Source organism: Streptomyces sp. BR123, assembly GCF_013401435.1.
In the GTDB taxonomy this organism is placed as follows: domain Bacteria; phylum Actinomycetota; class Actinomycetes; order Streptomycetales; family Streptomycetaceae; genus Streptomyces.
The window spans coordinates 13749-33240 of sequence record NZ_JACBGN010000059.1; the positions used below are offsets into that span (position 1 = coordinate 13749).

The following is a 19492-nucleotide window of genomic DNA, read 5'->3' on the forward strand; positions in this document are numbered from 1 at the left end:
GGGGGGACCGCGGGGCGGCCGGGGTCAGAAGAGAGCGCCGCCCGCCACGTCGGCGTGGGCCTGCACTTCGGGAGCCGCCGCGTCGAGCCGCCCCCTGATGTCGACGAGGAGAGCCAGTTCCTCCGGGGCCAGCGCGCGCAGGACCTCGTACTGCTCCGTGCTGAGGGCGTCGAGGTCGAACCCGGCGGCGGCCAGCGCCTCCAGGGTGGGCTCGGACGGCCGTTCACCGGACGGGGCGTCGTCGTACGGCACGGTGTGCTCGGTCATGGGTGTCCTCCGGGGTCGGCAGCGAGGGAGAGGAAGAGCCGGGTGAGCAGGTTCGCCGTGTGCAGCGCGCTGACGGAGACGGCGGTCTGCTGGGCCGGGGTCGGCGCGAGTTCGTCGAGCACCCGGTGAAGGTCGTCGAGGTGGCCGCCGTCGAGCTCGGCGTGTTCCCTGAGGGTGCGGAACGCGCCGCCGGGGAACCCGCCGGCCTCGGCGAGGCGGTCGGCGAGCCGTGGCCCGGGGGCGTTGCCCTCCAGGACCGCGATGTATCCGAGCAGCGTGACGGGGTGCTCGTGCTCGATCCGGTAGTACTGCGCCCCGGCGAGTTCGACGGCGACGGGGTGCGGCACGGCGGCCGGCCCGGCGCCGGCGGCGGCGAGGTCGTCGAGCAGCCACGTGTCGTGGCCGCGCTCTTCCTCGGCGTGGCGGGTGTAGTACGCGGCGAGGCGCCGCGCGGCCGGGTCGTCCAGCTCGGCGCACCGCTCGGCGGCCCGCTCCAGCAACGGCACCGAGGCCCGTACGAGCGCGTACATGGCTGCGAGGTAGCGGGGGTACCGCTGCCGTAGGCCGTCCGGTCGCCACAGGAGCGCGGTCGCGGCCCTCAGGACGGTGGTGGTGGGCGCGAGCTTGGTCCTGAGCGCGAGGGATGCGGTGGCGGTCATCGAGGGCTCTTCTCCTCTGCGGGAAGCGACTCGACCAGGTGTGCGTAGCGGGCGCAGCCCATGCGACGCACCAGGGCGGCGGGTCCGGCGGCGAGCTGCTGCTCCGCGCCGAGCCGGTCGAGGAGTTCACCGACCCGGCCGCCGGCGTCGCGGGCCGCGCCCGCGAGGACGTCGGGGCGGTCGGCGAGTGCGTGACAGCTGCGGCAGTAGCCGGCGGGGGCGGGCGAGGTCGCGTAACGGGCGTGCAGCCGCTGGGGGCCGACGGCGCGCAGCATCCGCAGCACCGGGGAGCCGAGGGAGCGCTCGCGGACGGTCGGCCAGTCGTCGTCGGCGATGTGTCCGAGCCGTAGGTGGCGGGGAACGGGGCGGCGGTCCACCGTCCACTGGTTGCAGCAGGCGGCCACGGTCCCGTCGAAGGCGACCACCGGCCAGGCCGCGAGGGTACACGGGGTCGCCACGGAGCCGTCCGGTCCGGTCGGTGTCGCCCGGACGCGGCCCGCGGCGCGGCCGAGCGGCCGGACCTCGTTGACGAGCACGGGCACCCGTCCGGCGAAGACGCGGCGGACGTCCGCGACGGCGTCCGCCAGATACGGGTCGTCGGGTCCGGTACCGGTGAGGTGGACGCTGGCGGGGATCCCGGCGTCGAGCACGGCCCGCAGGGCGCGCAGCACGTCCGCGCGCGGGACCTCGCGCTCGTGGTGGACGTCCATGCTGGCCGAGAAGTGGTCGAGGGCCGTGATCGCCCGCATGATCCGGTCCGGTACGCGTCCGTCACGGGCGAAGAACATTCCGCTGAGCAGCGCCGTGCGGGAGCCCGCGGCGCGGGCGAGACCGGCCAGGCGAGCGGCCAGTTCCGGCAGCAGCAGCGGTTCGCCTCCGGTCAGCATGACCACCTCGGGGCGGTCCTGCGCGCCGAACGAACCGATGAAGCGCAGCAGGTGTTGCGGGTCGGGCTGGTCGGAGACCGACATGGAGGAGCCGGTGGAGCAGTGTGCGCAGCTCATGGGGCAGCGACGGGTGAGCGCCACCAGCAGGCCGCCACAGGGCACCGGCCGCAGGCCGATGAGCTCCGCGAGCTCCACGTCTGTTCCTCCGTAGCTCGTAACCGCGCGCTCGGGTCGCGCGCGGGCATGGCCCGGATCGTGCCCGCGCGCGGCAGGCTTCCGGTTCACGAACGCCTGGTGATCGGTTCATCCGCAGGTCAGCGCGGTCGGACGGCGGGGTGCGGCGGGGCGTGCGGCGGGGTTTGCGGGCCGTACCCCGCCCGTGTGCTCGGCACATACCGGTGCCGAACCGGTGGCCAGGCGTTCCCGTACCCGGGGTCCGTAATTTTCTTCTCGGCCGGCGGAACGACGCCGACAAACCGAAGGAGAAGAACATGAGCGAGAACATCACCCCCGAGCTCGAGAACGAGGACATCGAGGTCGTCGCCCACCGCGAGGACGAAGAGGCCGAGGCCGGCTCGTGCATCATCAACCACTCCCACGAGATGTGATGACTCCTCATCTCGTCTGAGGACCGCGCGGGCCACCCGGCTCTCGGCAGCTCCTGCCCGGAGCCGGGGGCCCGCGGCCACCCTGGCATCCGCCACACCGTGAGGAGCGGCACACCATGAAGATCCTTCTCTGTCCGCTCAGTGACGGCGGCTACCTCTACCCGGCGATCGCGGCCGGCCGGGAGCTGCGGCGCCGGGGCCATCACGTCAGTGTGCTGGGCCGGTCCACCGCAGCGCCCGTCGCCGCCGATGCCGGGCTGCCGTTCGCGGCAGCCGAGGACTTCGGCGGCCGCCGGGCGTTCTCCGCCGCGTGGTGGGGGCCGCACGGCGCGGCGCAGTACCGGGCGACCGTACGCGCGGCCCGGGAGACCGGGGCCGACCTGCTGGTCACCTCCGTACTCTGCAGCGGCGCCCTGCTCGCCGCCGAGACACTGGACATCCCGGTCGTGGTGGTCGGGCTCGCGGCGCACCTGTGGGACTACCGGGCCGGCGGCGACGACGAGCCGCACCTGGGCCGGACCCGGCGGAGCCGGACCGAGGGCTGCCTGCGGATCTACACCGATCTCCGGGAGGAGGCCGGTCTGGCGGGGCGTGCCTCCCGGTGGGGGGACGAACCGCTGCTGGGCGACGCGCTGCTGCTGCGCGGGGATCCGGAGCTGGAGTATCCGGACGGGCAACTGCCCGAGCGGGTCCGGCACGTGGGGCCGCTGTCCTGGGAACCGACGCCCGACCCGGCGGAGGTCGAGGCGATCGGGGATCACCTGTCGCGTTCCGACAAGCCCGTCGTCTACGTCCATCTCGGCCGCTTCTTCGAGGGCAGGACCCTGTGGCCGCGGCTCAACGAGGCCTTCACCGGCGGCCGGTTCCAGGCCGTGGTCGAACAGGGCCGCTCGACCGACCCGCAGCCCGCCCCGGATGCCGACATCCTGCTGGTCCGCAAGCGCTGGATGGGACCGCTCGTCGACCGCGCCGGCCTCGTGCTGAGCAGCGGCACCTCCGCGCCCGTGCTGGCCGCGCTCCTGCGCGGACGGCCCCTCGCGCTGTCACCCAACGGCTCCGAGCAGCCGCTGCTCACCGGCGCCTGCCTGCGGGCCGGCGTGGCCGTGCACTTCCCGAACGACCCGTCCGTGGCGGCTTCGGCGCTGCTGGAGTCCGCGTGGCGGGACGACGGTCTGCGGGCCCGCGCCCACGTGCTCGGCAGCAGGCTGGCCGCGACGGACAGCGCGGCCCGCGCGGCCGACGTCGTCGAGCGGGTGGCCGGGGCGTCCGCCGCTCCTTCGGCCGGGGCCGCCCCCGACTTCCCGGCCGGGGCGTCCACCGCCTTCCCGGCCGGGGCGTCCACCGCCCCCTCGGCCGAGCCGCCCGTTTCCGCAAAGGAGAACCATGAGTACGCGATCAGCAGGCCTCGATGAGGTCGTGACCAGCCTGTCGGCGGGCGCACGGCGGTGGACGGGGCTGCACGCGGCCTACCTCGACTCCCCGGCCGGGCACGCCGAACTGCCGGTGGTCCCGCGCGCGAAGGCCCTCCTGCAGCTCGCGATGCTCCGCCGCCACTGGGAGAAGTGCGCCCCCGCGGACCCCGCCCTGGCCGAGGTGACCAGGGTGGTCGAACAGGTCTGGCAGCGTCCCGACTTCACGCAGCTCCTCACCCTCGACAGACGGCGCGCACGTCAGTTCGAACTCTTGTACGCGGCGCTGGCACCGGCCGGGTCGGCCACCGGCGCGCCCCGTGCCCTGCTGGACCGGCTGGCGGCCGACGGCTACCTGGTGCCGGGCCGCAAGTCGCCGTTCCTGCATCTGGAAGCCAGGTTCTATTCCGATCTCGCGGGCGTCGAGCACGAGTTCGCCCCGTACGACGAGCTGTACGAGGCGAGTCAGCTCCCCCGCGCCGCCACGCTGCCCGTGGCCGACCTGGACGGCTGCCAGATCGCGCACACCCTCTTCTACCTCAGCGACTTCGGCCTGCGCGAACTCCCGCTTCCCGCGGAGGAACGGGGGCGGGCCCTGCGCGTGGTGGAACGGCTGACGGAGCACTGCGTGGCACTCGGCGACTGGGACGTCGTGGCGAAGCTGCTGCTCGCCCAGTACTGCCTGGGCGCGGATCCGACGCGCACCTCCTCCGGCGCGGTCGGCCTGCGGATGCTCGGCGAGGCCCAGGCCCCTGACGGAGCGATCCCCGGACGCTCCGCCGCCGGGCGGGTCCCGGCGGACGCCACGCCCGTGGAGTACTTCCGGAAGTCCTACAAAGTGACCCTCGTCGTGGCCCTGATGACGCTCGTCGTCACCGGCGGCCGGACCTACGAGCCTGCCCTGACAGCGGCAGCGGCCAAGCGGGAGACCCTGTGAGCATCGACCAAGCGGTGAATATCGGCCTGCCCGTGAACATCAGCCCCGCCGCGAGTTCAGGACCGGCGGTGCCGGCCGCCGAGGCCTCCGAGCCCCTGCCCCACGGCGCCCGCCTCCTGAAGGGCGAGCGGAACTGGTGGTTCCTGGGCCCGGGCGGGGTGGCCCGGCTCCGCGACCGGCACGTCACGGCCGACGGGGCCCTGCACCCCGATGCGGAACAGCGGCTGCACGAGAGCGGCATGTTCACCCCCGGCACGATCCGCTCCTACGCGCTGACCGTCCTCACCAGCACCCACTGCAACCTGGGCTGCGGGTACTGCTTCCAGAACACCGCCCAGGACCAGTCGGGCGGCAGCCGGCCGCCGCGGATCGGCCAGACCCGGCTCACCTCGGAGACCATCACCGAGATCCTCGGCTTCACCGAGCGGCAGATGGCCGCCGCTGGCCTGGACAAGCTCAGGATCCTGCTCTTCGGCGGGGAGCCCCTGCTCAACCCGCGCGGCTGCCTCGAACTCCTGGAGCGGGCCGCGGAGATCGCGCCGACCTCGGCCTGGATGATCTCCAACGCCACGCTGCTCACCCCGTCGCTGGCCCGCCGGCTCTCCGACCGGGGGCTGACCTCCGTCCAGGTCACCTTCGACGGCGACCGCGCCGACCACGACCGGATCCGGATCGGCCGGGCGGACGGCGGCGCCACCTTCGACAAGATCGTCGGCAACATGGCCAAGGCCTCCGAGGCCGCCCCACTTCAGTGGACGCTGCGGGTGAACGTCTCCCAGGAGACCTTCCGCGGCGTGGACGCCCTGATCGACCGGCTCGCCGGCGCGCTCGACCCCGCCCGGTGCACGCTGTACTTCGCCAGGATCGGCGACGTGGGGGTGGGCTACGCCAACAGCCTGCTGCACACGGGCGAACTCCCGGCCGCGTTCAGCAGGTGGCAGCGCCGGGCGCTCGATCTCGGCTTCACCGTGGCCCGCCCCGGCTCCCGCAAGACCTGTGTCACCTGCGGTCACACCAACGGCCGCTACGGCGCGGTGGTGAGCGCGGACGGCACCCTGGCCAGCTGCTGGGAGACCGCGGGCAAGCCCGACTGGGAGGTCGGCACGGTCACCGACGGCTACCGGCCGGGCGCGGAGACCCACAACCGCTGGATCGCCTGCCAGGACCTCTACCGCTACGACGAGGACGCGCGGACGCTGGCGAGGTTCGGCGACTCCGTCGACACGGCCCTGCTCGACTACCTGCAAGAGACGGGGCGCCTGTAGTCATGTCCACACCCCTGGACCGGCTCTCCGCCGGCACGCTCGGCTGGCTGAGCGGGAACCTGGACCACTTCGACCCGTTCGCGGCGGGCGCCCCGTCGGCACCCCTCGGACGGGCGAAGGCGGCGCTGGAACTGGCGCTGCTCTGCCACTGCGCGGCCCGCCTGGCCGACCCCCCGGAGGCGCTGGGCGAGGCGGGGGCCCTGGTCCGCAAGCTCTGGCAGGACCCGGACCTTCCACGGCTGTTCGCCTACATCCCGAAGTACGGGTCCACGTACGGGTTGGCCTACGCCGCCCTGGCCCCCGACGCGATCGACGACACCCAGGTCCGGGCAACACTCGCAGGACTCGACGCCGGGTTCCTCGCGCCGCAGGGGAAATCCGCCTACCAGCGCATCGAGATCTGCCACTACGCGGACAAGGCCGGCGTCCGCCACACGATCGAACCGTACGCCGAACTCCTGCCGGACAGCCCGCTCGTCGCGTTCCGCGCCGCCGAGCCGGGTGACCCGGCGTCGGAGGACGGGACACCGCTCACCGAGCCGCAGGCGTACGCCGTGACGCACACTGCCTTCTACCTCGGCGACTTCGGCCGGACCGCCCCCGGACTGGACGGGAGCGCCCTGGCGCACGCCCGGGACCTGGTCGACCGGTTGCTGGTCCACAGCGTCGAGCACGACCGGTGGGACCTGGCGGCGGAGCTGGTACTCACCCAGTACATCCTGGGGACCGAGCCGCTGGACACGCCCTCGGGAGCCGCGGCCGTGGAATGCCTGGTGCGGGCCCAGCGGCCCGACGGGGCGATCCCGGGGCGGTCGGCGGCGCTCGAGGCCCACCCGTCCGCCTCGGGCAGGGAGTTCTTCCGGAAGGCGTACCACACGACGCTGGTCACCGCCCTCATGGCGCTGGTCGTCTCGTCGCCGAGGCCCTCATGAGGCCGCGGCTGACCCTGATCAACCGCGACTACACCCGGCTCTGGTTCGGCCAGGCCGTCTCGTCCGTCGGGGACGCCGTCTTCAGCACGACGCTGGTGCTGTGGGTGGCCACCGTGCTGGCGAAGGGCGAGTCGTGGGCCCCGCTGGCGGTCAGCGGCATCGTGATCGCGTCGAGCGTCTCCGTGCTCGTCATCGGTCCGCTCGCGGGCGTGTTCGTCGACCGCTGGGACAAGCGCGCCACGATGCTGCGCTCCGAGCTGCTCCGCGGCGGGCTGGTGGCCGTACTGACGGCCGTCACCTTCCTGCCGGCCGGCGCCCTGCCGACCGGTGTCTGGCTCGCCCTGATCTACGCGACCGTGCTCCTGCTCCACGCGGCCGGCCAGTTCTTCTCCCCGGCGCGCTTCGCGGTCCTTGCGGACCTGGTGACCGGGGATGCCGACCGCGCCCGGGCCGCCGGCATCGGGCAGGCGACCGGTGAGTCGGCCTGGATCATCGGGCCGCCCCTCGCCGCACCGCTGCTGTTCACCGCCGGGCTGCAGTGGGCCCTGCTCTTCAACGGCCTGTCGTACGTGGTGTCCTACGTCGCCATCCGCTCCATCGGCGTACCCGGGCCCGGCACGGGCTCCGCCGGACCGGGCGGCGCGCGGCGGCCCGCCGAGCGACAAGGGGCCGGACTGCGACGGGAGTTCACGGACGGACTGCGGTTCTTCGCGGGCAGCAGGTTCCTGGTGACGCTGCTCCTGCTCTCCGTCATCGGCCAGTTCGGCGTCGGGGCACTGGGCACCCTCAACGTCTTCTTCGCCACCGACAACCTCCACGCGGACGCCCACCTCTACGGATACCTCGGCATGGCCATGGGCGCGGGTGGCATCACGGGAGCGCTGGCCGGGGGACGGGCGGTGCAGTGGCTCGGGGCGCGCCGGACCACCTGGATCGCCCTGCTGGTGAGCGGTGTGCTGCTGATCGCCTACTCCCGGCAGACCGGCTTCCCGGGCGGGGTCGCCCTGCTGTTCGTGTTCACCGTTCCGCTCACCATGCTGAACACCGCGATGTCACCGCTGCTGCTCGCGGCGGCGCCCCCGGACTACCGGGGCCGGGTGATGGCCGTGTTCCACCCGGTGACGAGGCTGGCGTCGATGCTCTCCGCGGCCCTGTGCGGCTGGCTCGCCGGATCCGTGCTGCGGGACCTCGGGGGCTCGCTCGGCGGGCTCCGGTTCGGGCCCGTCGACGCGGTCATCGCCGCATCGGGGCTGATCGTCCTCCTGGCCGGCTTCTTCGCGATGGCCGCCCTGCCCGGGGCGGAAGGCGCCGAGGAGGCCGCCGAGACGACCGCCGAGGAGGCCGCCAAGAGATCCGGCAAGGACACGGCCGTGCCACCCGATGGCCGCCCGCCCGCGTCGCACCTCGTTTCCCGCCCGAAGACCCGTCCGTCCGCGCATGGACCGCGCGGCGGACTCCCTCCACGAAAGAAGACGGACTTGCACGAGACCGAGAAGACGAACCTCGATTCGGACGACCGAGCGGACGTCGAGGTCGTCGCCCATCGCGACGCCGAGGAACCTGCCGGCTGCTGCCTCGTCAACCACTCCAGCGAACTCTGACCCACCGACGGATGAGAGAGCAACACGTGACCCCGCCGCTCCGCCGCTACCCGCACGCGGAGCGGCAGGACGTATTCGAGGAACTGCACGGTCTGCGCATCCCCGACCCGTACCGCCATCTGGAGGACGCCGCGTCCCCCGCGACAGTCCGCTGGGGCGCGGAGCAGGAAGCGCTCTACGCGGCGGAACGGGCGTCCTGGGCGGACCTGGAGCGCTGGCGGGCGGCGGTGGCGGCGATCGACGCCGTGGACCGCGCCCGGTCGCCCGAGGTCCGCGGCGGCAGGGTCTTCTGGCTACGGCAGGACGCCGGCCAGGAACACCCGGTGCTCATGGTGGCCGAGGCCGGGACGGAGGCGACGGAGCGGGTACTGCTGGACCCCCTCGCCCTCGACCCGTCCGGACGCACCGTGCTCGACTCGTGGGAGCCCTCCGTAGAGGGCGATCTGCTGGCCTTCCAGGTGTCCCGGAACGGCACGGAGGACTCACTGCTCCGGGTGCTCGACGTGGCCACCGGAAAGGTCGTCGACGGGCCGGTGGACCGGGTGCGGAAGTCGTCGATCGGCTGGCTGCCCGGCAGTGAGGCGTTCTACTACGTCAGGAACCTCGACCCCGCGCTGCACCCGGGCGAGGAGCGGTACCACCGCCGGGTGTGCCTGCACCGGGTCGGCACGGACCCCGGGGCGGACGCCGTGGTCTTCGGCGAGGGGCGCGACAAGACCCAGTTCTACAGCGTCTCCGTGACCGCGGACGGCCGCTGGCTCGGCGTCACGGCCACGCTCGGCACCGGCCGCGGCACCGATCTCCACCTGGCCGACCTGACGGCGGGGCCGCTCGAGCGCCCGGAGCTGCGGCCCGTCCAGGAGGGCATGGACGCCGCCACCCGCCTGTACGCGGTGCCCGGCACCGGTCCCCGGGACCTGGTGTGGCTGCGCACCGACCGCGACGCAGCTCGCGGACGCGTCGTCGCGTGTCGGCCGGCCGAACTGCACCTGGGCCCGGGCGCCTGGCGCGAGGTCGTCCCGGAACGGCCCGACGCGGTGCTGACCCACCTGGTCGTACTGTCCGGTCCGGAGCTGGAGCACCCGATCGGCCTGGCCGCCTGGACCTGCAGCACGGTGGCCGAGGTGACCGTGCACGACCTGGTCGAGGGCCGTCAGATCGGCACGGTCCCGCTGCCCGGCACCGGCGCGGTCGGCGACTTCTCGGCCGGGCCGCCCGGCGGCCACGAGGCCTACTTCGCCTACACCGACTTCGTCACACCGCCCCGGGTGCTCCGCTTCGACGCCCGTACGGGCCGGGTGACGCGCTGGGAGCGCGATGCCACGGACGCCCCGGGCGTCGGCGGCGCGGTCACCCGCCAGGTCGCCTTCCCCTCGCGGGACGGCACGACGGTGCGCATGTTCGTGATCTCCCCCACCGGGCGTCCGGACGTGCCGCGCCCCGCGCTGCTCACCGGCTACGGCGGCTTCGGCAAGACGATGTCGCCCCGGTACCGCGCCCAGGTCCTCGCCTGGGTCAGGGCCGGCGGGGTGTTCGCCTGGGCGGGCCTGCGCGGCGGCGGCGAGGAGGGCGAGGCGTGGCACCGGGCGGGCAGCGGGAGGAACAAGCAGAACACCTTCGACGACTTCGCCGCGGCCGGCGACTGCCTGATCGCGGAGGGCTGGGCCGAGCCGGGCCGCCTCGCGATCATGGGCGGCTCCAACGGCGGGCTGCTGGTCGGCGCCGCCCTCACCCGGCAACCGGAAAAGTACGCCGCCGTGGTGTGCACGGCCCCACTGCTGGACATGGTCCGCTACGAACGGTCCGGCCTCGGGCCCAGCTGGACGCCCGAGTACGGCAGCGCGCAGGACCCCGACCTGCTGCCGACGCTGTTCGGCTACTCCCCCTATCACAGGGTCATGCCCGGGACCGCCTACCCGGCGGTGCTGCTGGTCGCCGCGGACGGCGACACACGGACCGATCCGCTGCACGCCCGCAAGATGTGCGCGGCGCTCCAGCACGCCTCCGCCGGCACCGGTCCGGTGCTGCTGCGGCTGGAGCGCGGCGTCGGCCACGGCGACCGGTCGGCGTCCCGCGCGGTGGCCCTGCAGGCCGAGTGCCTCGCCTTCCTGGCGGGCCACGTGGGGCTCCCGGCCCCGGAACATCCCGGTCCGGCGACCCCGTGACACACCGGTTCCGGCCGCTCGGCGGGGGCCGCCGGAACCGGCCCGGGGCGGCCGTCGGGCCGCTGCACGGTGCGGGACGCCGGCAGCCGATCGGCAGCGCTCAGCCCGAGGCCATCGCGGGGGTCCCGAGCCCCGAGCCGCGCGCGTACAGCCGTATGAGGTGCGGTATTTCGTACTGCGCCGCGTGCGCGGTGACCTCGCCGCAGGGCGAGGTCACCATTCCGGCGTCGATGAGCGCCTCCACCACCCGTACGGCGTGCCGCTCGTCGCAACCGAGGGCCTCGGCCGCCTCGGTCAGGCCGAAGGGACCTTCCCCGGTGCCCGCGGCCAGCCGTCCCGCGTCCCGGCCGCACTCCTCCGGCAGCGCCTCCCAGCCGTGGGCCAGCCGCCGCCGGACGGACACGTCCCCGGAGGTCAGTTCGTCCAGCGCCCCCGCGGGGTCGGTGAGCCGGTCCGCGAACTCCCGCAGCGGCAGGTGGCGGAGCACCGCAAGCCGCATCCCGCTCACCCGGACGGCCAGCGGCGACCCGCCGCAGGCGCGCACGATGCGCAGTGCGGCCTCCCTGTCGGCCCGCACCCGGCCCTGGCCGACGAGCCCCGCGAGCAGTTGCACCGACTCGGCGGTGCCGAGCGGCGGGACGGAGACCCGGTGCACGGGTGCCAGGCCGCCGAGCTGGCCGCGCGCGGTGAGCAGCACCCTGCCCCGCCCGCCGCACGGGAGAAGCGGTCGTACGGCGCGTTCGTCGGGCACGTCGTCCAGGACCACCAGAACGCGGTGCTCCGCCAGCCACTCCCGCCACTCCTCGGGCCCGGACAGCCCGCCCTGGCCGGTCCGTTCACCGAGCTCCGTGAGCACCGTCGACAGCGAGCGGGTGCGGCCGTCCGCGTCACGCAGACAGACGCAGAGCCGCCCGTCGGCGAACCGGTCGCCGAGCAGGTGGGCGGCCCGCACCGCCAGCGTGGTCTTCCCGGCCCCGGCGGGGCCTGACAGCAGCACGGTGCGGCCGGCGCTGTCGTCCTCCAGGAGGTCCACGAGGTACCGCAGTTCCTCGACGTGTCCGGTGAAGTCGACGAGGTCGGGCGGCAGAGCGGCAGGCGGCCGGGCGGCCGCGCCCGCCCCGGCCCGGTCGTCACCCGCAAGGATCATCCGGTAACGGGCCGCCATGGCGCCACCCGGTTCCAGGCCCAGTTCCCGGGCGAGGAGCTGCCGGTAGTCGTCGTACGCGGCAAGCGCCTCGGCCTGTCGGCCGGACCCGCTCAGCGCGCACATCCAGGCGGACCGGAGGCGCTCCCGGAGCGGGTGCCGCTCCACCAGGTCACGCAGCCCCTCGACCACCGCCGTGGCGCCGCCCAGCTCCAGCTCCGCCTCCGCCCAGCCCTCGTAGGCCGCCAGATGGCGCAGCTCCAGCCGCCCGGCCTCCTCGGCCAGCCGGGGCGACTGCCGCAGATCGCCGCCCAGCGGCGGCCCCTGCCACAAGTCGAGGGCCTGACGCAGCAGTCGGGCGGCCGGGCGGGGCCCCTGCCCGTCGGCGGCCCGCACCAGGGAGCGGAACCGCAGGAGGTCGAGCTCGTCCTCTGCCACCCGCAGCACATATCCGCCACCCGTGTGGGTGAGCCGCGGTCGGTCCGGGTCGTCATCCGCGAGCAGCGCGCGCAGGGCACTCACGTACACCTGGAGGTTCTTGCGGGCGGTGCGCGGGGGCTCGTCCTGCCAGACCGCTTCGGTCAACGTGTCGACGGAGACCGGGCTGTTGGCGGAGCCGAGCAGGGTTGCCAGCACGACCCGCTGCTTCAACGGGCCGAGGGGCAGCGCCCGGTCGCCCCGGTGGACCCTGAGCGGGCCGAGGACGGAGAAGCTGAGCGTGCCGGGTGGCGCTGCGGGCTGCGCGAACGGACGCGGCATCGAGCGAACCTCCGTAGGGTGACGGGAGTGGGTCGGTCCCCTCGATGATCCGCGTCCCCCACGCGTCACACATCGGTGCCGGGCCCGTAGAGTCGCGCCGCCCGTGGCAGTGTCATAGGGGGACTGCACCCCCATATGGGGGACCGGTCCCCCATGGAGACGGCAGCCGTCCCCCATCCCGGCTCCCGCCGGACATCCCCTAAGGCGTGTCCTGCGCACACTGCGCCGACAAGGCGCACAGTGCGGAGCGGTCCGCGGAACCGGTTTTGATCATGAGACTCGCCATGTGCTTCTCCACCGTTCGGGGCGAGATGCACAGGCTCTGGGCGATCTGCTGGTTGCCGGGCCGCTCCGCGAGCAGCACGAACACCTCGTACTCGCGCGGCGTGACGCCCGCGGTGCGCAGGCCCGCGGGGATCCGCTCCCGGCCGCCCCGGCGCTGCGGGACGCTGACCCCTGCCTGCCGCAGGACGGCCCGGCAGGCCCCGGCCACCGGAGGTACGCCCGCCTCGTGGAAGTACTCCTCAGCGGTCCGCAACCAGGCGACCGGCTCACCCCAGGAATCGGCGAGCGCCGCCTCGGCGGTCAGCCGCAGGGCGAGATGCCACGCCTGCGGAAACACCGTCGCCGCACGGCCGGCCTGCTCCACGGCGCGCTGCGCACCGTCCGGGTCGCCGTCCCGGCCTCGCAGCACCGCGTCCGCCATGCCGAGGAACATCCGGTTCCAGGCCAGATGTCCGCCCGGCGAGGCCAGCGCCTCCCGGTACGCCTCCCGGCCGGCGTCCTCACCGTCGAGGATCCGCAACAGGGGGCCGAGCCCGTACCGGCCGCTGAGGTAGAAGAAGCTCGGGTGCTCCCGCTCCCACGCCAGCGCCGCGTCGAGCTCGGCCTTCGCCCGTTCCCGGTCCTCCCCCATCAGGGCGCCCACGGCCTGGCACAGTCCGCGCTGCAGGGGCACGAGCATGGACTCCTCGCCGCCCGCCCGGCGGAACCGGACCAGGGCTCGTTCCTGCTCGCGGGCCCGCCCCTGGTGGGCGGCGAGCGTGGCGTCGACGAGGAGCAGGTAGCGGTGCGTCGACAGGTTCTGGAGGCGGGCGCTGGCCTCCACCAACAGCTCGACGATCCCCCGGGCCCGGTCCCATCGCCCACCCAGCACGCTCTGCATGGCGAGCAACCCGTCGACGGCCTGGAGCAGGGCCAGCGAACCGAGCTCGTGAGCCGCCGTGCGGGCGGTCTCCAGACGGGTCGCCTCACCGGTCCGCATGAACGCGTTGGTGCCGAGCCGCAGCAGTGCCTCGGCTCGGTACACCGCGAGCCGGTGCTCCTCGGCGACCGCCAGCATCCGTTCCAGGCAGGCGTCGGCCTCGTCGAACCCGCGCTCCCGGGACAGCATGGCCAGCAGCTGCCACGCCTGGCAGGCCACCACGGGCCGGCCGCGTTCCTCCGCGGTGACCGCGGCCCACCGGGCGGAACGTTCCGCCTCTTCCAGTCGCTCGAGGCCTTCGTCGCCGCCCCGGCCCACCGGGCCGCGCCCCTCGCCCCGGCCGTCCTGCTCCGGCAGCAGCGCGAGATGGCCCTCGACCACCGCGAGCGCCGCCTCCTGCTCCGGGCGCGGGGCGGCCCCGAGCAGTGCGCGGGCCGCCCGGATCCGGCGGCCCGCCTCCTCCTGCTGCTCCGCCATGGTCGCGACCCACGCGACCTGCGTGTGCGCCTGGGCCCGTTCCTCAGCGGCACGCGAGCCGGCGGGCGCCGGCGGAAGATCGTCGAGCAGCGCGGCCGCCTCGTCGAGTCGCCCGGACTCGGCCTGGGCGATCGCCAGCTGCACGGTGACCTCGTCCCGCTCCTCGTCGGCCGCGAGCCCCCGGGCGCGCTCCAGCAGCACGGCGGCCGAGCCCGACGCGCCGGCGTCCAACATCTGCCGGCCGACCTGGGCGAACTGCCGGGACGCCGCCACCTTGTCGCCCGCCGCCAGCCGCAGAGCGGCCACCAACTGGCGCTGGTCGCCGGAGAGTTCGACGGTGGACTCCTCGATGGCCGAGGCCGCGCGGCGGGCCAGCGCTGCCTGCTCGGCGGGCGGCAGCGAGGCCCTGAGCGCGTCCGCCGTGAGTGCGTGGCGGAAGGTGTAGTGGTCGTGGGCGGCCCCGTCCGGGGCGATGATCCCCGCCTCGGAGGCCGACCGGAGGTGGGCGAACAGCGCCCGGTCGTCGAGTCCGGTCACCGCCCTGAGGGCCCCGACGGAGAACCGGCCGCCGAGCGTCGCCGCGACGAGCAGCAGTTCGCACACCGGTTCGTCGAGCCGGTCCAGCCGGCGTGCCCAACTGCGGACCGCGCCCGTCGGCACCGTCGCCTCGCCGTGCTCCGCGAGCTGCCAACTGCCGTCGGTCCTGCTCAGCCGTCCCGTGTCCAGCAGGTCGGTCAGCAGTACCTCCACGAGGTACGGGTTCCCGCACGCCCACTGCGAGAGGTGCCGGTGTGCGGCCGGGGGGACCTCACCCGGTCCGGCGTCCAGACACGCGGCCGCCATGTCCCGCACGGCGGCCTCGTCCAGCGGCCCCAGCTCCCGTAACGCGGCGGTGTTGCGCAGCTCGGCGGCGAGCGCGAGGTCCAGCGCCGGGCCGGGGTCGGGCCGGAGCGTGCCGACCAGGAGGACCGGCAGCTCCGCCACGTTGTCGACGACGTATTCGACGACCGCGATCGTCTCGGTGTCGGAGTCGTGCAGGTCCTCCAGCAGGATCACGCAGCCCCGATCGCGGCCGAGCACCGCCAGCAGCCTGAGCAGCGCCTCGGCCAGTTCGACCAGCGAGATCGCGTATCCGGGCACCACCGTGCCGGCCCGCCACTCCGGTACGAGGCCGGCCAACGCGGGCCGGTAGGGCTGGAGATCCGGGTCGTCCGGGGCGCCCGCCGCCCGGAACCGCGAGGACAGCGCCTCGACCAACGGCCGGAAGGGCACGACGAGCCCGGTGGACGTCGCGCGTCCGCGCAGCACCGGCATGTCACGGTCGTACGCGCGCCGGGTGGACTCGCCGGCCACCCGGGACTTGCCGATCCCCGCCTCGCCGACGAGGAACACCGCCCGTCCGGAACCCCTCCTGACGCTCTCCAGGGCCTCGTCCAGGAGCCGGATCTCGGCGTCCCGCCCCACGATGACCGACGACGTCGCTCGCATGAGCGCAGGTTACTTGATCTTGTTCGCGCCCGACAGAGGCCGGGGAACCCCCCGGCCTTCGCTCGATCGGTCAAGGCGTCAATCCTGACACGTCGCCGGGCGACGGGCCCGTCCTCCGCTCAGAACAGGTCTTTGGAGCCGGTGGTGATGGGCATGTCCGGGAAGGCGGCGGCGTTGGCATCCGCTGATCTGAGCAGTCGGCTGCGCAGCCCCAGCATCCCGATCGCCCCGAACACCATCTCGCCCACCGGGTGGTCGTGGGCCGCGGCCTCCGCGCCGGCGCCGCTGTCGACGTACCTCACCGAGTCGTTGATCTGCATGGTCATCCGTCCTTCCTATCCGCAGGTGTGGTGGTCGTGCTGAAGTGTGTGGTGGTCCCCGATGCTCTGACCGGAAGGGTTTGCCGGCTCGCGGCGGCCGGTGCGGTGCATCGCAAGGCGGAGGGCCGCAGCCCGTACTCGGCGTACTCGCGCGGTCCGACAACGCAGCGAGGTGTGGTTTGCCGGGGGGCGTGGGGCGGTGAACCTCTCCGGTCAGAGCACTAGGCCGTCCGCAGGAGGAGCAGCGACGGCACACGCTCCGGGAACCCCGCCCGGAGGAGTCCGTGCCCGATCCCCGCTAGCCCGGTCAGCAGGCCGGGATGCGGAACCCCGTCGGGGGCGCCGCTGCGGGCACCGGTCTCCTCGACGGACGCGAGGAGCGCTCCGGCGCGACGGATCCAGTGCGGGCGTGCCTCCGGGACGGCGCCGTGGCCCAGGAGTTCGCAGAGTCCGGCCTCGCCGTGGCAAAGGCTGTCGTCGGCAGCCGGCCTGTCCCGGCCCAGCCCTTCGACGGTCCTGCGGGACCAGGCCGCGAGATGCGGGTCGTCCAGGGCGCCCGGCGCGTCCAGCACCGCGAGCGCGATGCCGGCGCGCCCCCGGCACCAGGCCGAGTAGCGGGCCTCGGACGCGGGCCCATCGGCCGGCGGGCGCACGGAGGCTGCCCCGTGGCCCCCCGGGCCCCGACCTCCGTCCGGCTCCCCGCCCACGGCCGCCCGCAGCGCGGACAGGCCCGCACTGCGGTACCGCTCACCGCCCTCGGCCGCCCCGCCCTCGGATCCCGCGGTGACTTCGGCCTCGGCCTCGGCGAACCGCAGCAGGGCCCATCCGAGCCCGGCGGCCCCCGTCGTGAAGCCCCGCCCGTCGGCCGTGGGATCCACCGCGGTCAACCGGTCCGCGCAGGCCCGCGCGTCCCGCCAGGTCTCCTGCCCCTCGTCCCCGGCGCCGCTCCCGGCCCGGTGGGCGGCCAGCAGTGCGACGAGCCCGCCCGCGACGCCCGCGCCCACACCGTGCTCCCTCTCGGACAGGGCCGCCGCGCCCGCCAGCCGCAGCATGGCGAACGCCCATGCGGCGACCTCCGGATCGTCCAGCAGCCGTGCCGTCTCGGCGAGCGCGTACGCGATGCCGCCGAGGCCGGAGAAGGCTCCGGAGCCCACCGCGCAGAGGTCCGCGGGCCGGGCGCGCAGCGCGTCGAGCAGCCGCGGCACCGGCGCCAGGGCCGTACGGGCCACCTCCGCGTAGTGTCCGGCCCCGGTGAGCGCCGCCAACTGGGCCAGGAACAGGGCCGGCCCGGTGTAACCGCCGGCCAGGTCGGCCGGCATCGGGCCGATCCGCCAGTAGCGGTCGTCCAGGAGCTCCAGGCCGATCCAGTTGCTGCGTGGTCCTCCGCGGTACGCGAGGGAGACCAGCCGGTCCCCGACGGACCGGGCTGCAGACAGCAGCCGCTCCGGCTCCGGGGCGCGCTCCGCCGTAGGGGTGCGGCGGGATTCGACGGGCCGGTGCACGGCCGTGCGGGAGGCCGTCGCCATCGCGGCCCGCACGATCCACTCCTGGTCCTGGCGGTCGACCGTGTCCAGGGCGGCGATCCTCGCGGCGACCCGGGCGATCCCGGACAGGTCCGTGCGGCCGGCCAACGGCCGCTCCGGCGCGCCCCACAGGCGGTCCCGGCCCGGACGGGCGGTGAACAGCGGTACGTCCCCCGCCCAGAGCTGGGCTATCTCCTCGTCCACCAGATCGGGCGCGAGGAGCGTCCCGAGCTCGTCGGTGCGCAGGGTCTCCAGGACCCGCTGCCGCTCGCCCGCGTCCTTCAGCAGATCGGGGTGCGTCGACTCGTCGAGCAGCGCGCTGTACACACGGGTGGGACGCAGCAGCACCCGTACTTCGTCCTCGGCGAACGCCTTCAACAAGTCCGTCCCGTGCAGCAGTTCCTCCCTGGCCGCGCCGATCACCGTGTACGCGGCGCGGAATCCGGCGCACAGCGCCTCGATGTGGGCCGCCGGCTCGATCGGCCCGCCACCCACGAGACGCGGCCGGTTGGCGGACTCGCCGAACCTCCCGGCCCTGCGCACCAGGCGCATCCGGTCGGTGCCGGCGTCGGCCCAGTCCGCCCGGACGACGGGCGACACCGCTTCGCGGCCGCCGCCGACCGCGGACACGTCCAGGGCGCTGTCGTCGCCCACCAGCAGTTGGGGCAGCAACCCGACCCGGTACACCGAGTCGTGGAGCGCGCGGGCGGCGGGGTCCTCCGTGGCGGCGCCCGCCAGCGGCGGGTGGAACAGGGTCTCCACGTCGACCAGCACCGGGTGGGCGCCGGCGGCGATCAGGTTCTCGTGGTGCAGGTCGGTCCCGTCGACCAGGTGCAGCAGCGCCAGCAGCGCGCCCTGCCGGCGGTAGAACGTCTCGACCTCCGCGGCGGAGGCGCAGGGCTCCGCCGCGACGAACTCCACCCAGCCGTAGGCGCCCCGGTCGAGCAGCCGCAGCGTACGGAGGTCCACGGAGCCGGGCAGCTCGTTGAACCAGGCGACCAGGTCGTTGAAGTGGCGGTGCACGGCGAGGGGCCGCGGCTTGTACACCAGCCGGGTCCCGCCGGCGAAGCGCAGCAGCATCACGCTCCGTCCGCCCCGGTGCCCGTCGCCGGCGCCCGGCTCGACGCCCACCAGCAGTCCCGGGTCGCCGCCGGACGCCTCCAGGAGACCGGCGGTCAGGCGGGCGTGGTCGTCCGCCAGCCGCTCCAGCGCCTCCGCGAGGGCGTCCGCCGCGTCGAGCGCCGCCCGCCCCAGGATCCGCGCCAGCACCGGCCGGCCGGCCAGCAGGGCCGCCAGCCCGCGCCGGGACGCAGTACGCCCCAGGAAGTCCCGGAACCGGGCCCGCGTGTCGTCGCCGTCGAGCCGCCCGGCGCTCCGCGCCTCGTACAGTTCCAGCACCAGCGCCCGCGCCGCGCTCCGTGCCAGCCTGCCGCTGAGGTGCCTCTCCAGGTCGTCCCGCACGGCGGTCATGTCCACGAGCCTGCGCGCCCGCCCCGACACGCCCCGCTCCAGCCGCTCCCCCGCGCAGACGGTGAACGGCCGCAGCACCCACTCGAAACCGCTCAGCCCCGGATGGTCCCCCTCGGGCGCCACGGCCTCCTCGGGCGCGACGGCCGAGGCCTCTTCGGCGAACGCGGCCCAGTCCGGCCGCCCTTCGCCCCCGCCACCGCCGACGAGCCCGGCTTCCCACCACCGCTCGACCGCCGACAGCGAAACCCCGGCCCGCTCCTGCCCGGTCACCATCGCGCCCCTCCTCGACCCGACTCGACCCACCGCTCCGGGTCACGCCCGATCCTGGTACGGGGGGTGCCTCTCCCGCATGGGGGAGAGTCCCCCATGTTTTCTCC

At 74.6% G+C, this 19492-nt stretch carries 13 protein-coding genes; 6 read left to right on the plus strand and 7 right to left on the minus strand.

Translation table 11 applies throughout. The features are described 5' to 3' along the window. Positions 1-24: 24 nt before the first annotated feature. Genes HYE82_RS12660 through HYE82_RS12670 form a run of 3 tightly spaced genes read right to left on the minus strand, consistent with a single transcriptional unit; the run spans position 25 to position 2008 of the window. On the minus strand, positions 25-267 hold the full coding sequence (locus HYE82_RS12660; protein ID WP_179174103.1) for an aroma-sacti cluster domain-containing protein: 243 nt from the start codon (positions 265-267) through the stop codon (positions 25-27). Further along, positions 264-926, minus strand: a complete 663-nt coding sequence (locus HYE82_RS12665) for a hypothetical protein (RefSeq protein WP_179174104.1) — start codon at positions 924-926, stop codon at positions 264-266. Before HYE82_RS12665 ends, HYE82_RS12660 begins: the two co-directional genes overlap by 4 nt. Further along, the gene (locus HYE82_RS12670; protein ID WP_179174105.1) at positions 923-2008 is read right to left on the minus strand and encodes a radical SAM protein; all 1086 of its coding nucleotides are present in this window, start codon (positions 2006-2008) and stop codon (positions 923-925) included. Before HYE82_RS12670 ends, HYE82_RS12665 begins: the two co-directional genes overlap by 4 nt. A gap of 529 nt (positions 2009-2537) precedes the next feature. Between HYE82_RS12670 and HYE82_RS12675 the strand changes: the two genes are divergently transcribed. Genes HYE82_RS12675 through HYE82_RS12700 form a run of 6 tightly spaced genes read left to right on the plus strand, consistent with a single transcriptional unit; the run spans position 2538 to position 10730 of the window. Further along, positions 2538-3833 (plus strand): glycosyltransferase, encoded by a 1296-nt coding sequence (locus HYE82_RS12675; protein ID WP_179174106.1) that lies wholly within the window; start codon positions 2538-2540, stop codon positions 3831-3833. After that, positions 3805-4767 carry a hypothetical protein gene (locus HYE82_RS12680; protein ID WP_179174107.1) on the plus strand — a complete coding sequence of 321 codons (963 nt, stop codon included), beginning with the start codon at positions 3805-3807 and terminating at the stop codon, positions 4765-4767. Before HYE82_RS12675 ends, HYE82_RS12680 begins: the two co-directional genes overlap by 29 nt. A gap of 38 nt (positions 4768-4805) precedes the next feature. After that, positions 4806-6032, plus strand: a complete 1227-nt coding sequence (locus tag HYE82_RS12685) for a radical SAM protein (protein ID WP_179174114.1) — start codon at positions 4806-4808, stop codon at positions 6030-6032. 2 nt (positions 6033-6034) lie between these two features. Beyond that, positions 6035-6964, plus strand: coding sequence for a hypothetical protein (locus HYE82_RS12690; protein ID WP_179174108.1), 930 nt, complete (start codon positions 6035-6037; stop codon positions 6962-6964). Beyond that, positions 6961-8565 carry an MFS transporter gene (locus HYE82_RS12695; RefSeq protein WP_256987138.1) on the plus strand — a complete coding sequence of 535 codons (1605 nt, stop codon included), beginning with the start codon at positions 6961-6963 and terminating at the stop codon, positions 8563-8565. Before HYE82_RS12690 ends, HYE82_RS12695 begins: the two co-directional genes overlap by 4 nt. An 11-nt stretch (positions 8566-8576) precedes the next feature. Next, positions 8577-10730, plus strand: a complete 2154-nt coding sequence (locus tag HYE82_RS12700; RefSeq protein ID WP_179174109.1) for a prolyl oligopeptidase family protein — start codon at positions 8577-8579, stop codon at positions 10728-10730. A gap of 100 nt (positions 10731-10830) precedes the next feature. Here the strand turns inward: HYE82_RS12700 and HYE82_RS12705 are convergent, their stop codons facing one another. The 4 genes from HYE82_RS12705 to HYE82_RS12720 form a co-directional block, all read right to left on the minus strand. Further along, the gene (locus HYE82_RS12705) at positions 10831-12633 is read right to left on the minus strand and encodes a BTAD domain-containing putative transcriptional regulator (RefSeq protein ID WP_179174110.1); all 1803 of its coding nucleotides are present in this window, start codon (positions 12631-12633) and stop codon (positions 10831-10833) included. Positions 12634-12832: 199 nt separating this feature from the next. Next, positions 12833-15802, minus strand: a complete 2970-nt coding sequence (locus HYE82_RS12710) for a helix-turn-helix transcriptional regulator (RefSeq protein WP_179174111.1) — start codon at positions 15800-15802, stop codon at positions 12833-12835. 119 nt (positions 15803-15921) lie between these two features. Further along, positions 15922-16128, minus strand: coding sequence for a hypothetical protein (locus HYE82_RS12715; protein ID WP_179174112.1), 207 nt, complete (start codon positions 16126-16128; stop codon positions 15922-15924). A gap of 215 nt (positions 16129-16343) precedes the next feature. After that, positions 16344-19388, minus strand: coding sequence for a type 2 lanthipeptide synthetase LanM family protein (locus HYE82_RS12720; protein WP_179174113.1), 3045 nt, complete (start codon positions 19386-19388; stop codon positions 16344-16346). Positions 19389-19492 lie beyond the last annotated feature (104 nt).

What these genes read in the sequence shown, in the direction of transcription:
- HYE82_RS12660 (WP_179174103.1), bottom strand. Translation starts at nt 267, where the DNA reads ATGACCGAGCACACCGTGCCGTACGACGACGCCCCGTCCGGTGAACGG.
- HYE82_RS12665 (WP_179174104.1), bottom strand. Translation starts at nt 926, where the DNA reads ATGACCGCCACCGCATCCCTCGCGCTCAGGACCAAGCTCGCGCCCACC.
- HYE82_RS12675 (WP_179174106.1), top strand. Translation starts at nt 2,538, where the DNA reads ATGAAGATCCTTCTCTGTCCGCTCAGTGACGGCGGCTACCTCTACCCG.
- HYE82_RS12680 (WP_179174107.1), top strand. Translation starts at nt 3,805, where the DNA reads ATGAGTACGCGATCAGCAGGCCTCGATGAGGTCGTGACCAGCCTGTCG.
- HYE82_RS12690 (WP_179174108.1), top strand. Translation starts at nt 6,035, where the DNA reads ATGTCCACACCCCTGGACCGGCTCTCCGCCGGCACGCTCGGCTGGCTG.
- HYE82_RS12695 (WP_256987138.1), top strand. Translation starts at nt 6,961, where the DNA reads ATGAGGCCGCGGCTGACCCTGATCAACCGCGACTACACCCGGCTCTGG.
- HYE82_RS12700 (WP_179174109.1), top strand. Translation starts at nt 8,577, where the DNA reads ATGAGAGAGCAACACGTGACCCCGCCGCTCCGCCGCTACCCGCACGCG.
- HYE82_RS12705 (WP_179174110.1), bottom strand. Translation starts at nt 12,633, where the DNA reads ATGCCGCGTCCGTTCGCGCAGCCCGCAGCGCCACCCGGCACGCTCAGC.
- HYE82_RS12710 (WP_179174111.1), bottom strand. Translation starts at nt 15,802, where the DNA reads ATGCGAGCGACGTCGTCGGTCATCGTGGGGCGGGACGCCGAGATCCGG.
- HYE82_RS12715 (WP_179174112.1), bottom strand. Translation starts at nt 16,128, where the DNA reads ATGACCATGCAGATCAACGACTCGGTGAGGTACGTCGACAGCGGCGCC.
- HYE82_RS12720 (WP_179174113.1), bottom strand. Translation starts at nt 19,388, where the DNA reads ATGGTGACCGGGCAGGAGCGGGCCGGGGTTTCGCTGTCGGCGGTCGAG.